The 15,062-nt window shown below is 59.2% G+C and carries 16 protein-coding genes; 10 read left to right on the forward strand and 6 right to left on the reverse strand.

Translation table 11 applies throughout. The annotated features are described in order from the left end of the window. Nucleotide 1: 1 nt before the first annotated feature. The 3 genes from IB244_RS06270 to IB244_RS06280 all read left to right on the forward strand — a co-directional run bounded on the left by IB244_RS06270 (nt 2) and on the right by IB244_RS06280 (nt 3,035). Complete coding sequence (locus tag IB244_RS06270) at nt 2-1,051, forward strand: Ldh family oxidoreductase (protein ID WP_192303483.1); 1,050 nt, start codon at nt 2-4, stop codon at nt 1,049-1,051. A 553-nt stretch (nt 1,052-1,604) separates the two neighbouring features. Then, nucleotides 1,605-2,321 carry a GntR family transcriptional regulator gene (locus tag IB244_RS06275; RefSeq protein ID WP_169680440.1) on the forward strand — a complete coding sequence of 239 codons (717 nt, stop codon included), beginning with the start codon at nt 1,605-1,607 and terminating at the stop codon, nt 2,319-2,321. Nucleotides 2,322-2,360: 39 nt separating this feature from the next. Continuing rightward, nucleotides 2,361-3,035 carry a GntR family transcriptional regulator gene (locus IB244_RS06280; protein WP_169680441.1) on the forward strand — a complete coding sequence of 225 codons (675 nt, stop codon included), beginning with the start codon at nt 2,361-2,363 and terminating at the stop codon, nt 3,033-3,035. Nucleotides 3,036-3,046: 11 nt separating this feature from the next. On the opposite strand, the gene IB244_RS06285 is transcribed toward IB244_RS06280, so the two are convergent. Then, nucleotides 3,047-4,936: a bifunctional sugar phosphate isomerase/epimerase/4-hydroxyphenylpyruvate dioxygenase family protein gene (locus IB244_RS06285; protein WP_169680442.1), complete on the reverse strand. Its 1,890-nt coding sequence runs from the start codon at nt 4,934-4,936 to the stop codon at nt 3,047-3,049. Nucleotides 4,937-5,184: 248 nt separating this feature from the next. On the opposite strand from IB244_RS06285, the gene IB244_RS06290 reads away from it, so the two are divergent. The 7 genes from IB244_RS06290 (at nt 5,185) to IB244_RS06320 (ending at nt 10,610) form a co-directional block, all read left to right on the forward strand. After that, nucleotides 5,185-6,015 carry a transporter substrate-binding domain-containing protein gene (locus IB244_RS06290; RefSeq protein ID WP_025661617.1) on the forward strand — a complete coding sequence of 277 codons (831 nt, stop codon included), beginning with the start codon at nt 5,185-5,187 and terminating at the stop codon, nt 6,013-6,015. Between the two features lie 102 nt (nt 6,016-6,117). Continuing rightward, nucleotides 6,118-6,561 carry a type II 3-dehydroquinate dehydratase gene (gene aroQ, locus IB244_RS06295; protein WP_169680444.1) on the forward strand — a complete coding sequence of 148 codons (444 nt, stop codon included), beginning with the start codon at nt 6,118-6,120 and terminating at the stop codon, nt 6,559-6,561. A 9-nt stretch (nt 6,562-6,570) separates the two neighbouring features. After that, nucleotides 6,571-7,239, forward strand: coding sequence for an amino acid ABC transporter permease (locus IB244_RS06300; RefSeq protein ID WP_018856115.1), 669 nt, complete (start codon nt 6,571-6,573; stop codon nt 7,237-7,239). A gap of 9 nt (nt 7,240-7,248) precedes the next feature. Next, nucleotides 7,249-7,890: an amino acid ABC transporter permease gene (locus tag IB244_RS06305; protein WP_169680445.1), complete on the forward strand. Its 642-nt coding sequence runs from the start codon at nt 7,249-7,251 to the stop codon at nt 7,888-7,890. A 32-nt stretch (nt 7,891-7,922) separates the two neighbouring features. Then, on the forward strand, nt 7,923-8,687 hold the full coding sequence (locus IB244_RS06310; protein WP_281412449.1) for an amino acid ABC transporter ATP-binding protein: 765 nt from the start codon (nt 7,923-7,925) through the stop codon (nt 8,685-8,687). 19 nt (nt 8,688-8,706) lie between these two features. After that, nucleotides 8,707-9,783, forward strand: a complete 1,077-nt coding sequence (locus tag IB244_RS06315) for a Gfo/Idh/MocA family protein (protein WP_169680446.1) — start codon at nt 8,707-8,709, stop codon at nt 9,781-9,783. Continuing rightward, nucleotides 9,780-10,610, forward strand: coding sequence for a shikimate dehydrogenase family protein (locus tag IB244_RS06320; protein WP_025661611.1), 831 nt, complete (start codon nt 9,780-9,782; stop codon nt 10,608-10,610). Before IB244_RS06315 ends, IB244_RS06320 begins: the two co-directional genes overlap by 4 nt. An 88-nt stretch (nt 10,611-10,698) precedes the next feature. Here the strand turns inward: IB244_RS06320 and IB244_RS06325 are convergent, their stop codons facing one another. The 5 genes from IB244_RS06325 to IB244_RS06345 form a co-directional block, all read right to left on the reverse strand. Further along, complete coding sequence (locus IB244_RS06325) at nt 10,699-11,343, reverse strand: Isoquinoline 1-oxidoreductase subunit (RefSeq protein WP_169680447.1); 645 nt, start codon at nt 11,341-11,343, stop codon at nt 10,699-10,701. Further along, on the reverse strand, nt 11,343-13,493 hold the full coding sequence (locus IB244_RS06330) for a xanthine dehydrogenase family protein molybdopterin-binding subunit (RefSeq protein ID WP_169680448.1): 2,151 nt from the start codon (nt 13,491-13,493) through the stop codon (nt 11,343-11,345). The genes IB244_RS06325 and IB244_RS06330 overlap by 1 nt, the downstream gene beginning before the upstream one ends. A gap of 4 nt (nt 13,494-13,497) precedes the next feature. Further along, complete coding sequence (locus tag IB244_RS06335) at nt 13,498-13,953, reverse strand: (2Fe-2S)-binding protein (RefSeq protein WP_169680449.1); 456 nt, start codon at nt 13,951-13,953, stop codon at nt 13,498-13,500. A 202-nt stretch (nt 13,954-14,155) separates the two neighbouring features. After that, a complete protein-coding gene (locus IB244_RS06340; protein ID WP_169680450.1) occupies nt 14,156-14,479 on the reverse strand; it encodes a DUF6665 family protein in 324 nt (107 codons plus the stop codon). An 84-nt stretch (nt 14,480-14,563) separates the two neighbouring features. Then, a complete protein-coding gene (locus IB244_RS06345) occupies nt 14,564-14,872 on the reverse strand; it encodes an MliC family protein (protein ID WP_112644491.1) in 309 nt (102 codons plus the stop codon). Nucleotides 14,873-15,062: the final 190 nt, after the last annotated feature.

Here is a 15,062-nt window from a genome sequence, read left to right on the forward strand (position 1 = left end):
CATGTCCGAGGAGATCGTGCTCAAAAGGAAGGACGCCGAGGAACTTGCAATGAAGGCGTGCCTGGCCTCCGGCGCGGCTCGCGCGTGCGCACGCTCTCTCGTGGACGCCACGCTTTCGGCGGCAAGCTACGGTCCCCCTACCCTCGGGTTTCCGCACTTCGTGGATTATCTCGATGGATTTCGCGAGGGACGAATAAATCGCGAGCCCAAGCCGCGATTGGACCGCGCCTTCCCCGCATTTCTCGTTTCCGATGCAGATCGCGGCATCGCTCAGCTAGGCTTCGATCTCGCTTTTAAATATCTGCTCGACGCGGTTCGCAGTTTTGGAGTTGCTGTCTTCACGCAAACCAACAGCTACACCACCGGCGAACTCGGATACTACGTCCGCAGACTTTGCAATGAGGGTGTGATTGGACTGGCGGCGACCAACGCAAATGCCATGATGGTCGCGCAAGCCGGCGGACCTGTCGTCTACAGCACAAATCCGATGGCATTCGGATTTCCGCTCGGCGAGCACATGCCGCCCATGATCATCGATCAGGCGTCGAGCGCCACCGCCTTCGTCAACATCGTCAGAGCGGCCGAAGAGAATGACCCAATCCCGAAGGGTTGGGCAGTCGACGCAAGCGGCAACGCGACTGAGGATGCGGAAGAGGCGCTGACGGGAGCTCTGTTGCCCTTCGGCGGCCGCAAAGGAGCCAATGTAGCGCTGCTGGTGGAGATGCTGTCTGCTGGCCTTTCCGGTGGCCCCTGGTCTCTGGACACGCCGGATTTCAGGTCGGGGACCACGTCGCCCGCGGTGGGGCTCAGCGTGATTGCAATCATGCCCGGTCCGGGAGCTGACGGACGGATCGAGCGGGCACTTCGCCAAGTCGAACGCCTGCAAGAAAAAAGCGTGTTCGTGCCGGGCGTTACGGGAGTTAATTCTACTCACACATCAGGAGAATTCTCCATCCCCCGAAGCGTATATGAAAAGATCGCCACCATCGCCAAGCCAGCTTTAGACGGGGAGCCCTCCAACCGCAAACATTGCGACGGCTATCCAAAATAGCAGACACACTTCTGTCGCAACCAAGTAGCCCATTGCACGATCGCTCATCATCCCCTCCTCGACCGCGCTGCGTTGAAGCGCTCACTCGGCTAAGATATGCCTTTGTCGCCAGGCGATATCGCGCTTACGCAGCAACTCGATAGACCGCTTTCGAAGAGTGGAAATGTTGATGTCTACGAGCACTCATTCCCGGCCACCCTTCGAACTCCTCACACACTTCCAGGGGACCGGACCTTTTTTTGGCACGGTTGAATGCCCCTGCTGTATGCCGAGCTTCGATCGATCTCACTCCCTCAACCGAAGCCTGCTAGAAAGGTAGAATCCAGCATGGCGCCGCACCACCAACCAGCGCGCGAATTTCGACAATGCCACACTGTTTTCGTTAAGGCGTTGCTAAATTACAGCAAGATGCGATTGCCGTTCCGGCAATGTGAAATGTTTCTTCCTTCGAGCCATGTCTTGACCGCTGCGTGCCGGCCAACTGATTGCGCATTCTAGGCGGATCCGACACCAGACGATCGGCATTGTCTTCGACCTAGTCATGCGGATATATATGACGAAAGGAAAAATATCGGAGATAGACGTGCGGAGAGAGACTGCGGACGAAACTGTCGCTGAAAGCAGCTACAGGCAGATACGGGCGGACATAATCTTCGGCCGCCTTGCGCCGGGCCTGAAGCTCAAGCTTGAGAATTTGAAGAGTGCCTACGAGACGAGCGTCAGCACTCTGCGGGAAATTCTCAACCGCCTGACGTCCGAAGGGCTCGTCGTGGCTGAAGGACAGCGGGGTTTTGAGGTTGCCCGCGTGTCGGTTGCTGACCTGAAAGAGGTTGCGGCTCTCCGTTTGCTTCTCGAAGAGCATGCGCTTGAGCAGTCGTTCGAACAGGGCGATGTAGAGTGGGAAGCGAGGCTGGTGTCTGCCCACTACAAGCTGGCACGCATGGAAGAGGTCATGGCTTCGGGCGATTCCAGCAGGGCGGAAGACTGGAAGCGCTATGACTGGGAGTTTCACCAAGCGCTGATTTCCGCCTGTGGATCGCGTCTGCTCATGGAGACCCATTCGGCCGTCTTCGACAAGTACTTGCGTTATCAGATGGTTGCGCTGTCTTACCGTGGACGTGTTGCCGAGCAGGAACATAGGCAGCTCCTGGAAGCCGCCCTGCAACGCGACAGCAAGACGGCAAAGAAAATCCTGCAGCGTCACATACAAGGCGGCGTCGAGCATGCGCTCGAAAAGGGATCGCTATCGGCCCTTCCGTCACAAACGTGATCGATGCCGACCTGGCGCTTGATCAAAGCAGAGGATCTCATGCTCAAAATTGCTGCTGAAACAGCCGAGACTGTCAGCGACATCGTCTTTCGACAGATCCGTCAGGATATCATTTCGGGGACCTTGGCGCCTGGTGCAAAGATCAAGCTTGAGCAGGCCAAGGAGCGGTATTCCATCAGTGTCTCGTCACTGCGCGAGATATTGAGCCGCCTGACCACGGAGAACCTGGTGTTGGCCGAGGGCCAGCGCGGGTTCGAAGTCAGTCCCGCGACCCGCAAGGAACTCGAGGAGCTTGCCGATCTTCGCACCGTGCTGGAGACGCATGCGATCGGATTGTCCTTTTCGGCTGGAAATCTCGAGTGGGAGGGACGCATCGTTGCCGCCCACCATAAGCTGGCGGCTGCGGAAAAGAAGCTGCTTGCGGGCGATGCCTCGCGTACTATCGACTGGGTTCGCTATGACTGGGAGTTTCACCAGGCGATCGTATCGGCCTGCAATTCGGCCACGCTCATGGCGGCGCTATCTTCGGTGTTCGACAGGTTTCTGCGCTATCATATGCTTGCCCAGAGCTTTCGCGGTCGGGCGGTTGTCGAAGACCACAAGCTCCTCTTCGAACTCGCCTTGAAGCGCGACGTCGAAGGAGCCCGTTCTGTCATCCGCCGACATGTAGAGAGCGGCGTGGCACACGTTCTGAGGAGCGGGCGCATTACCTGACGAGGCGCCGCTCAGACGGCGTCCTTCGGTATGCCCTCGGGCCGCATCTGCTTCTTGAGTGCTGCGATACGGAAAATGGCATTCGGTGCCCCATAGCCCCGATAGCCGCGTCGTTCGACGATTTCGAAGAAGAAGCCCTCACCATAGGTGCCGCTGTAGAGCTGAAAATAGTCTCCGTGCTCGTCACGGTCATAGAGGATGTTTTCTGCTTTCAGGCGCTCGGTCAGATCGGGGTCAAGTCCGAAGCGGGCTTCAATATCATCATAATAGTTGGGCGAGATATGGAGTGGCTTGAAGCCCTGGCTACGGAGTGATCTGGCGGTGACGAAAATGTCGTCGGTGGAAAACGCCAGATGCTGAATGCCCGAACCGAATTTCTCGGCGATGAAGTGCCCCGCCAGCGTACGGCGGTTTTCGGCACCATTCATGGTAATCCGCAGCGTACCGGGCTCATTCTCGACGACCTGGCTACGCACGATGCCGCTCGGGTCGATGATATCGACCATCGGCGTTTTTCTGGTTTCGAAGATCGATGTGTAGAAGAGCAGCCAGGTCAGCATTTCGTCATAGGCAACCGTCTGGGCGACGTGGTCGAACTGCAGCAGTCCGGCGCCAACGATGCCGCTTTCATCCGAAACCGCCTCGAAGTCGATCTCCGGGAACCGGCCAAGCGGGCTCGTGTCGTCGATGAGGTAGATCAGGCCGCCGCCGACACCCCGGACAGTGGGAAATTCGAGCTCCCCAGCGACAACAGGCTGTCGGAATGGTTCTGCGTCCAGGGCAAGGGCACGCTGATAGGCCTTTGCGGCATCCTCGACATTGAGTGCGATCGCATAAGCAAATGTGCCGTGGACCGCATAGGCTGCGCTGGCAAAGCCAAGCGGATCTGTGTTGACCAGAATGCGAATGCTGCCCTGTTCGAACAGCGTGACCTTCTTGGACCGATGGATTGCCGTCTCGCGGAAACCGAGGGTCCGCAAGAGGGAGACCAGTTCGACGGACTCGTCTGTGTCCGTGGCGAATTCGACGAAGCCGACGCCCTTGACCACTGCCCGCTCCGGCATGGCGGCGCCGATCGGGGTATGGACATTGCGACGAACCTGATCTGCCAGATAGATCAGGGAGCGATGGCCATCGGCAGCGATGGCCCGCGTCGAGCCGCCGCGGAATTGATCGTTGAAGATCTCGAGCGAGAAATAGCCGTCATACCCGGTCGAGGCGACCGCCTCGGTGAACGCTGTCACCGGCAGATCGCCCTCGCCTGGCATGTTGCGAAAATGGCGGCTCCAATAGAGCAGATCCATGTCGATCAGCGGCGCATCGGCGAGCTGGACGATGAAGATCTTCTCCTTTGGAATGGAGCGGATCGAGTTGATGTCGATCTTGCGCGAGAGCGAATGGAAGCTGTCGAGGATGAGCCCGACATTCGGATGATCGGCACGCCGCACGATTTCCCAGGCATCACGGTGGTCATTGACATAGCGCCCCCAGGCAAGCGCTTCATAGCCCACCTTGAGGCCGCGCCTAGCGGCTCGTTCACCCAGTTCGTGAAAGTCGGCGGCCGCGCGATCAATGCCGCCAAGGGCCGCCTGCGAGACATTCGAGCAGACAAGAACCATGTCGGTTCCGAGCTCCTGCATGACGTCGAACTTACGCTCCGCCCGATCGAAGGTGCGGCTTCGAAGCGCATCGGGCATGCCTTCGAAATCGCGAAAGGGCTGGAAGAGCGTGATCTTGAGCCCCAGATCGCTCGCCATCTTGCCAACATCGGCGGGGCTTCCATCAAAGGCAAGGAAGTCGTTTTCGAAAATTTCCACGCCATCGAACCCTGCTCGTGCAATGGCCTCAAGCTTGTCGGGCAGTTCACCGCTGAGCGTCACCGTCGCAATCGAGGTCTTCATAACCCAATACCTTTCCGTTGGCGCCACGAGAGCGCTGCGAGCAGCCGATTTCGCCTCATGCGCAGCCCCCGATCATGGCATTATGTCAAATGTCGTGAGCATTTCAAATCAATTGGTCAAATCAAAAGTCTCATATGATTTTCAAAAACTCGGTTGATTTGCGCACGATCCTCTGGCAAAAAGCTGAACATGCAGTCGGGAGAGGAAGACTGTTGGGTCCAAGCGACCGTTCAAAGGAGGAGGAATCAATGTTCAAGTCGATGCTGACGCGCCGAAACGCGATGCTGGGTGTCGCTGCTGTCGTGGCTGCGATCGGGCTCGCCACCCCCGCTGCCGCAGTCACCCCCGAAGAAATCAAGGCCAAAGGAAAGCTCGTCGTTGGCATTCAGGGCGACAACCCGCCATGGGGCTTCGTGACATCAGGCGGCAAGCAGGACGGCCTCGATGCCGATATTGCAACGCTTTACGCAAAGGAACTCGGCGTCTCTGTCGAGTTCGTGCCGTTGGAAGTCAACAACCGCATTCCCGCCCTGACAACTGGTCGTGTCGATGTTCTCTTCGCGACGATGGCCATGCTGCCGGAGCGTGCCAAAGCCGTTCAGTTCAGCAAGCCCTACGTTGCCAACGCCATCGTGCTGATTGCGCCGAAGTCCATGTCGGTCAAGACGAATGATGACATGGCCAATCTTTCGATTGGCGTTGCCAAGGGTGCGGCTCAAGATACCCAGGTCACCAAGAATGCACCCCAGAGCGCCACGATCCGCCGCTTCGACGGTGATGCGCCCAGCGTCCAGGCGCTTGTGTCCGGCCAGGTTCAGGCGCTTGGCGGCAACATCTTCTACATGGACCGTGTCGAAAAGGCTCGTCCAGGCGAGTTCGAAAACAAGCTTGAGTTCCAGAAGCTTTACAATGGCGCTTGCACGCGGCTTGGCGAGAAGGAAATCAACGCTTCGATCAATGCCTTCATCGACAAGATCAAGGCCAATGGCGAGCTCAAGAAGATCTACGACAAGTGGATGAAGGTGCCGGTTCCGGAATTCCCCGCGAGCCTCGAAGGCATTCCGTTCACCGCAAACTGAGCCACAGCGCGTGAGCAAAAGCAAACTGGCGGGCGTTTCGATGCCCGCCGACGGTGTCGCGACGCCGAACGCACGGCTTTGCGCGTTTCGAGGAGCGCAATCATGAACAAGACGATTTTTGTGCTCAACGGGCCAAACCTGAACCTGCTCGGACAGCGCGAGCCCACCATCTACGGCACGACAACGCTTGCGGACATCAAGGAAAAATGCCTCGCCAAGGCGAATGACCTCGGATTCGACGTCGACTTTCGCCAGACAAATTTCGAGGGCGAACTGGTGGAGAGCGTGCATCAGGCCCGCAACGAGGCCTGCGGCATCATCATCAACCCGGCGGGCTACACGTTCACGTCGATCGCGCTACTCGACGCGCTGAAGACGTTCGATCACCCGAAGATCGAGCTCCACATTTCGAACGTGCATGCGCGCGAGAGCATCTACCATAATTCCCTTATCTCTCGCGTCGCGACGGCAATCATGATCGGCTTTGGAGCGGCTGGTTATGAATTGGCGATCCAGGCCATGGCTGGCATGGTCGGACGCGATTGAGGAGACGCGATGAACTACACGCTGGATTTCACGCCTGTCATTGACGGCCTGCCAAGCCTGCTGCTTGGCTGTCTCGGCACGTTGCTGCTTGCAATCTGTGGCATGCTGCTGGCAATCGTGATCGGCATAGGCGGTGTGGCCTTGCGGGATTCTCGCTACAAGCCGCTGCGCTGGCTGGTGATCAGCTTTGTCGAGCTCATCCGCAACACGCCGTTCCTGGTTCAGATCTTCTTCCTGTACTTCGCCCTTCCCCTTGCAGGCATCAGGCTCGATCCGACGCCAACAGCGATCATTGCTCTTGGGATCAACGGCGGCGCCTACGCCATCGAGATTATCCGCGGTGGCGTCCAGTCGATTTCCAAGGGCCAGATGGAGGCCGGCCTCGCTCTTGGCCTGCACAAGGCGCAGGTCTTCCGGCTGATCATCCTCAAGCCGGCGCTCAGGGCGATCTATCCATCGCTGACCAGCCAGTTCGTGTTGCTGACGCTGTCGACCAGCATTGCCTCGGCAATTTCTGCCTATGAGCTCACCTCGGTTTCGCAGCGCATCGAGTCCGAAAGCTTCCGCAGCTTCGAGGTCTATTTCACGGTGACGGTTTTCTACCTCGTCATTTCCTGGCTGATGATGCGCCTCTTTGCGTTCTTTTCGGCACGTTACTTCACCTATCCGGTCAAGTAGGAGCAATCGATGGGCAGCGAAGAATTCGTCTTCCTTCTGATCGGTCTGAAATGGACGGTCGTCTTGTCCGCGGTTGGCTTTGTCTGCGGATGCGTTGCCGGGCTTGGTGTGGCGCTCGCCCGGACTTCGGAAATTCCGCTGCTGGTACGAGTGACGGCCGGCTACATCGCGGTCTTCCAAGGCACTCCTCTCCTGATGCAGCTCTTCGTGGTTTATTACGGCCTTGCCCTCATCGGCTTCAAGCTCGATGCCTGGGTGGCAGTTGCCATCGGTCTGACCCTGCATGCCAGCGCCTATCTGGGCGAAATCTGGCGCGGCTCGATCGAAGCGGTTCCGCGCGGCCAGAGCGAGGCCGCAAGAGCACTCAGCCTCAAATATGTCTCGCGCATGAGGGACGTGATCCTGCCACAGGCACTGCGCATCTCGCTGCCGGCAACAATCGGTTTCCTGGTGCAGTTGATCAAGGGAACCTCGCTCGCCTCCATCGTCGGCTTCACGGAGCTTACCCGCGCCGGCAACATCATTTCCAACCAGATCTTCGAGCCGCTGACGGTCTTCGGGATCGTAGGCGCACTGTATTTCCTGATGTGCTGCCCGCTGACGATCTTCGGTGCCCGTCTTGAACGGAAGTTCGCCGCGGCATCGCGGTGATCTCCGGCGACGACCACGAAAGAGACGGAACCATGAACAGTCCTTCGCCCGCATCGACCGCCGAGACCATGATCACCATGAGCCACGTGGAGAAATGGTATGGCGCCTTTCAGGCCCTGCACGACATCAACCTGTCCGTTCGCAAGGGCGAGAGAATCGTGCTCTGCGGCCCCTCCGGCAGTGGAAAATCGACGCTCATCCGCTGCATCAACCATCTGGAGACCTATCAGAAGGGCGAAATCCGCGTCGGCGGCATCCTGCTCGGAAACCAGGCAAAGGCGATCGATGCGATCCGCCGCGACGTCGGCATGGTCTTCCAGCAGTTCAATCTCTTTCCGCATCTGACCGTGCTGCAAAACTGCATGCTGGCACCGATGCGGGCGCTTGGCATCGGAAAGGCGGAGGCAGAGGACCGCGCACGCTCTCTGCTCGCCCGCGTCAAGATCCTCGAACAGGCCGGCAAATATCCTGTGCAGCTTTCCGGCGGCCAACAGCAGCGTGTCGCGATTGCGCGGGCGCTCTGCATGCGGCCGAAGATCATGCTCTTCGATGAGCCAACCTCGGCACTCGATCCGGAGATGGTCAAGGAAGTCCTCGACACCATGATCAGCCTTGCTGACGAAGGCATGACGATGGTCTGCGTGACGCATGAAATGGGCTTCGCCCGGCAAGTTGCAAACCGCGTCATTTTCATGGCGAGCGGCGCGATCGTCGAGGAAGCGCCACCCGGGGAATTCTTCACCAACCCCCGCCATGAGCGCACACGCAAATTCCTCGGTGAAATCCTGCGCAACTAGGATCTGTGAGGGAATTTTCATGTCAGCACAATCTCAGACGCCTCCCCTGAAGATCGCGGTGATGGGTGCCGGTCTTATCGGAAGGCGCCATATCGAAGGCATTCTGGCCGAGCCGCGCACGACACTATCGGCAGTGATCGATCCCTCCGATGCCGGGCGCGACTTTGTGACAAGCAAGGGTGCTGCATGGTTTTCAACGTTTGCCGAAGCCATAGCACGCGACCGACCGGACGGCGTCATCGTTGCCACCCCGAACCAGCTTCATGTCACCAACGCCCTTAATGTCATCGCCGCAGGAATTCCGGTCCTTGTCGAAAAGCCGATTGCTGACAAGGCGCAAGCAGCGGTGGCTCTCGTCGCTGCAGGTTCAAAGGCAGGTGTCCCTATCCTAGTTGGTCACCATCGCCGCCACAACCCGATGATACGACAAGCAAAGCAAATCCTGGACAGTGGTCGGCTCGGGAAGATCCTGACCGTTCAGGGAACATTCTGGGTTGCCAAGCCGGACGGTTACTTCGATGTCTCCTGGCGCCGGGCGGAAGGTGCAGGGCCGGCCTTCATCAACCTGATCCATGACGTTGATCTCTTCCGCTATTTCTTCGGAGAGGTGGAAGCTGTCCATGCGATGGAGGCGAATTCGGTCCGCATGCACTCCGTCGAGGATAGCATTGCTGTCCTGCTTCGTTTCGCGAGCGGTGTCCTTGGAACGTTAAATGCATCCGACGCCGTCCCGTCTCCCTGGAGCTTTGAGATGACGACGGCAGAGAACCCCGCCTTTCCGCAGCAGGATCAATCTTGCTACCAGATCGGTGGGACCGGAGGATCGCTCGCCATTCCCCAGCTTACGCTTTGGACCAATGCGTCGAAACCGGATTGGCTGGAGCCGCTTGTCCAAGAGCGCGTGCCATTTGAACCAGCCGACCCGCTGGCGATACAGCTTCGTCACTTCTGCGACGTCATTCGCCGCGAGGCAGAACCGCTTGTTAGCGGAGCGGAAGGTCTCGCCACCTTGCGCGTCATCGAGGCGATCAAGTCATCCGCGCGCTCGGGCGAAACGATCCAGCTGGGTGAACACAGTGTGAGGCCCCTGATATGATCACCGGAACCACAAAGCTTATCGCGCACCTCGGCTATCCGACAGAATCCTTCAAGGCACCCCTCATCTACAATCCCTATTTCGAAAAGAGCGGCATCGACGCTGTCGTCGTACCGATGGGCTGCAAGCCGGAAGACTATCCTTCGTTTCTCAAGCTTATCTTCAGGCTCTCGAACATCCATGGTGCCCTCATCACCATGCCGCACAAGATTACGACGATCGGATTGCTCGATGGGGTCTCGACCAACGCCAAGGTTGCCGGCTCCTGCAATGCCGTACGACTTCAGCCGGATGGCAAGCTAATCGGCGATATGTTCGATGGTGAAGGCTTTGTCCGCGGCTTGTTGCGCAAGGGACAATGGGTGGCGGGAGCCCAGGTGCTGATCGTGGGTGCTGGCGGCGTCGGCTCCGCGATCGCTGCCTCGTTGGCAGGAGCCGGCGCGCGACGGATTGCGCTTTACGATGACAACCCCGCTACGTCAGCGGGACTCGGCAACCGGCTGAAGACACACTACCCAATGACTGAGGTGAGCATGGGTTCAACCGATCCAGCCGGTTTCGACATCGTCGTCAACGCGACCCCCCTCGGGATGAGAAAGGACGATCCCCTGCCGCTTGACGTATCGCGCCTTTCACCCACCACTTTCGTCGGCGAAGTCGTCATGAAAGAGGAAATCACGCCGTTTCTCGCGGCAGCCCGCGAACGGGGGTGCGCCTTTCAGGTCGGGACGGACATGCTGTTCGAGCAAATACCGGCCTATCTGGAGTTCTTTGGCTTTCCCACGACAAGCGCAGAATACCTGCGGTCGATCGCACAGCTTCCGTAGGAAAGCTGCCGCAGGCGTCAGTAACGGGTGCAAACTGCTTGCAACTGAAGAGCCGAAACGGGCCCTGTCGCCGAAGAGCGGCAAGAGATCAATCGGGACATTCGGCACCTGTGTTCGTCCACGCGGCGATCAGGGCGGCAAGTGCCTCCTGTGAGCCGGGAGGTGTGCTACGTCCCGCGCCCGGATGCCATGCCCACCCTACCAGATGGTCTTCACCCATGTGGCGAACGAGATCGGCATGAGACCGATTGCCGTTCCGGCTCGTGTCTTGCACCTGCCTGCATATTTCACCCACCGTTAGCCCTTGCCATGCCATACTGGCCGGTGCCAGCGACCAGTGCGCATTGCCCGGAATGGATTTCAGGCGGCTGCCAACGATCGGACGGTTCTCGGCACCGTGGCACGTGCTGCAGGCAAGCCCCGGCGGGCCCAACGGACCTTGGCTGGCGTTCATCAATGGCACATGCGGATGTTTGTCTTCACCTTGCGTCGGGCTACGCGTCGCCGGGTGGCAGTTGATGCAGCGCGGATGCGTCAGGACCCGGCTCGCCTCTTCGAAGATGGCCTTCGAGCGCGCGCTGGTGTCCGCGATGGCATCAAAGTCGGAGACGGCCTTGAGGGCTCCGCCGTCCGATGTTTCGGCGTAGCCGTTCAGGGGGCCGACAAGGGCAGCAATAGCTGCCGTGCCGAGAATGGCGGCCAACGGCACAGCGACGATCCGCTTCTTCACCATCACACCCTCCGCAAGTCGTTCTGGTCGATTGGCAGCGAGCGCAACCGCTTGCCGGTTGCCATGAAGATCGCATTGAAAAGCGATGGCGCGACACCGGGTGTGCCGACCTCCCCTATGCCACCTGGGGCCTCGGAACTCGGCACGATATGGACCTCGATCTTCGGCGTCTCGTATATTCTGAGAACCGGAGAGTCATCGAAATTGCCTTCCACGACAGCACCATTGCGGACCGTGATGCGACCGTAGAGGGCTGCACTCAGCCCGTAGATGATGCCGCTCTGTATCTGGGCTTCCACCGTGTCAGGATTGATCACCTGGCCGCAATCGACGGCACAAACGATACGGTCGGTCTTGAGCGTGCCGTCCTCTCCGACGCTTACCTCCGAGATCGTGGCTGCAAAGCTACCAAAATCCTCCGAAATGGCGATACCTCTTCCCTTTCCCTGCGGAAGGGTGGTTGACCAACCGGCCTTCTCCGCCGCGAGATTGAGCGCTGCGAGGAGACGCGGCTTATGCTCAAGCAGCCGCCTGCGGTATTCGAGCGGATCAATGTTCGCGACGTGGGCCAACTCGTCAATCCCGCCTTCAATGACGGGGATGTTGCGTGTCGCGCCGACGCCGCGCCAGTTGCCCGTCAGCATTCCATCAGGCGCCTCGTGTCGGGCGAATTCCGTATATTTGTTAGGGATTGCATAGGGCGACTCCGCGCCGCCCATGCTATCGAGGTCAATACCGTCACGGGTGAAAGCCGGCAGCCAGCGCGCCATGACGGACGGCCCAATCACCCGGTGCCGCCAGGAAACGGGCATGCCGTCGGCACCGAGTGTTGCCGTGACCTTGCTGTAGTTGAGATAGCGGTAACAGTCGTGGCGGATATCTTCCTCGCGGCTCCAGGTGACCTTGACTGGGCCCTGCACCTGCTTGGCGATCTTCGCCGCCAGAATGACGCCGTCGACATCAAGCCGGCGCCCAAAGCCGCCGCCCAAAAGATGATTGTGTACGATGACCTTGTCCAAGGGCAGCCCCGTCACATCGGCGACGGCCTGCCGCGCACGTCCGAGGACCTGGGTTCCCACCCACACGTCGCAACCGTCGCTTCGGACGTGGAGCGTGCAGTTCATTGGCTCCATCGCCGAATGCGTGAGGATCGGCAGGCGGTAGATGAACTCAACGGGAGGTCCGTGCTCGGCCTCCGCCTTGGCGACGTCGCCTTCATTTATGTGTGGCAGAGCATTGCCGCTGATGGCATCTTCCATGCGCTTTTCGAGATCGGCAAGCGAGAGATCCCCGCTGACGCCCGGATCCCATTCAACGGAAAGTGCTGCCAGCCCCTTGCGTGCGGCACCCGTATTGTCGGCCACGACCGCGACCGCATCCTCAATGCGCACGACCTGCTTGACGCCCTTTACCGCCATGGCCGGTCCGTCGTCGACCGAACGCAGCTTGCCGCCAAAATGGGGACAGATGGTGATTGCGGCGTAGGACACGCCTTCCGGACGGGCATCGATACCGAACTTCGCGGTACCGTTGACCTTCTGCGGACTGTCCAGACGCTTGATAGATTGGCCGATCAGCTTGAAGCTCGACGCAGGCTTCAATGGCATTTCCTGCGGAACAGGCTGCAACGCAGCAGCCTGAATCAGGCTGCCATAGGTACTCCGGCGGTCACTCGCCGTATGGACGACGTGTCCCGCCTCGGCTTTGCAGCTATCCGGTTCCACACCCCAACCACGGGCACCAGCATTCACGAGCATGATGCGCGCAGCGGCTCCCGCCTTGCGCATCTGGTCGTAAACGGCGCGAATGGCAAGGGAACCGCCAGTGATCTGATCGCCCAGCAAGGGGTTCGAATACAGCGTGGGATCGGCAGGCGCATGCTCGAGGACCACCTGATCGAGAGGGACTTCCAGCTCTTCCGCCAACAGCATCGCAACCGAAGTGTAGATCCCTTGTCCCATCTCTACGGAGGGCATGACCAGGACAATCTTGCCTTCGGCAGGGATTCGAATGAAGGCGTTGGGCTCAAACGCCTCTGCTGCGTATGAGGGTGAAGGGCGCAGGCCAATGACGAGGCCCGCTCCCGTTAGCGATGCGCCGATCAGAAAGTGCCGGCGTGAGACGGAAAGGTTGATTTTGTCGTGAAGAGACATCACATCACCCCGCCGCAGCAAGCTTGATCGCGGCTCGAATGCGCGGATACGTGCCACACCGACAGATATTTCCGGCCATGACCGCATCGATATCATCGTCTGTCGGCGACGGATTTGCCGCCAGCAGCGCTGTCGCGGACATGATCTGTCCAGACTGACAATAACCGCATTGAACGACATCGATGTCGAGCCAGGCTTTCTGGATCCGTGCGCCTTCGGCAGTCTCGCCAATCGCCTCGATGGTGGTGATCGACTTGGACACCGCATCGGCAACCGGCATCACGCACGACCTGACTGACACGCCATCGACATGCACCGTGCAAGCACCGCACATGGCAATGCCACAGCCGAATTTCGTTCCGGTGAGACCTATGCTGTCGCGAAGAACCCATAGAAGCGGGATATCGCCATCCACATCGACGGCGTATTTCTTACCATTCACCTCGAGATCGTAAGACATACAACTACCGGCTGAAAGCCGTCCCCCAACGCACATGCAGCTCAGGCAAGCTAGCAGCAAAGCGGGGAAATCCGCCAGTTACATTCTTGTGAATGTTAGGATACGGCGCAACCACAAGGAACATGGTCGGCAGCCTCGGCCATTGCAGAGCTCGCGAGGGCGCAACGCCAGGTTTCGCGATGGGGGTTCGACAACATGCTTGTCATTTGTGGGCTGCGCCAACCCTTGCAAGAACCTCGCCGGGTATCTGATAAAGCCTTATCACATCCCTATCATTGTGGAAGCCGCACATCTCGCGCTGGATGAACAAGGCCCAGACGGCGTCGGAAGCGTCATCGAGGAGGGTTTGTCTGTCGGTCCCGCAATCGGTCTCCGGCGACCAGGAGGCAAGCCTGGCCAACGCGGCCTCCGTCTTGCGGCCCTGGCGGCCCAATGCGTCCGCCCGCGCGGAAGCGAGTTCGTATTCCAAGGGGCTCAACCCGGTGCTCGACTGTCCTGAGATTGATCGTGGCGGCCTGAGACTCACGATTGCCTCCTTTTCCCGGATATTCAGGTCACCCTGCACCGTGCGATGCGCTGCGGCGACCTTCCCCGACGCCTAGCAACAGGCTCAGTCGGCGTGACACGTTTCTCGCTTCCCTTCGCGCGTCAATGTGGCTTCCTTGCCCTTGATCCAGAATTCCATATCGCTATTGGCGTAACGGCCGCCATCGGCCGAAACGACCTGCGGCAGTATGATCAAGCGTCGTGCGCCCGCAAAGACAAGGATGACACTTCCCGGCGACACATTAGGCGAGGAAAAAGTTGCGCTGAGACGCGTACCGGTCGAGCACTCGTAGTGCGCTTCGATCGGGCCGGGACTGGCCGCGAAAGCCGGAAGCGCAACAAGCGCAAACATCACGGTCGTCCTCGCGGGCATCACGCCTCCTTCGCCGGCGGACACATTTCATCTAATCGAGCCAATTTAACGCGGCTCCGCTCGTGAAGGAAGAGGTGCATCCTTAGCCTTCTCCCGAGGCCGGGTTCGGCTTTTCAGACGCACGCGGACTCTCAAAGAGCCGATGCGCTTGTCCAGACGCCCATCGCAATGGTCAGGCGAGCAGCGTTTA

The sequence above is a fragment of the Rhizobium sp. RHZ02 genome (assembly GCF_014851575.1).
In the GTDB taxonomy this organism is placed as follows: Bacteria; Pseudomonadota; Alphaproteobacteria; order Rhizobiales; family Rhizobiaceae; genus Rhizobium; species Rhizobium altiplani.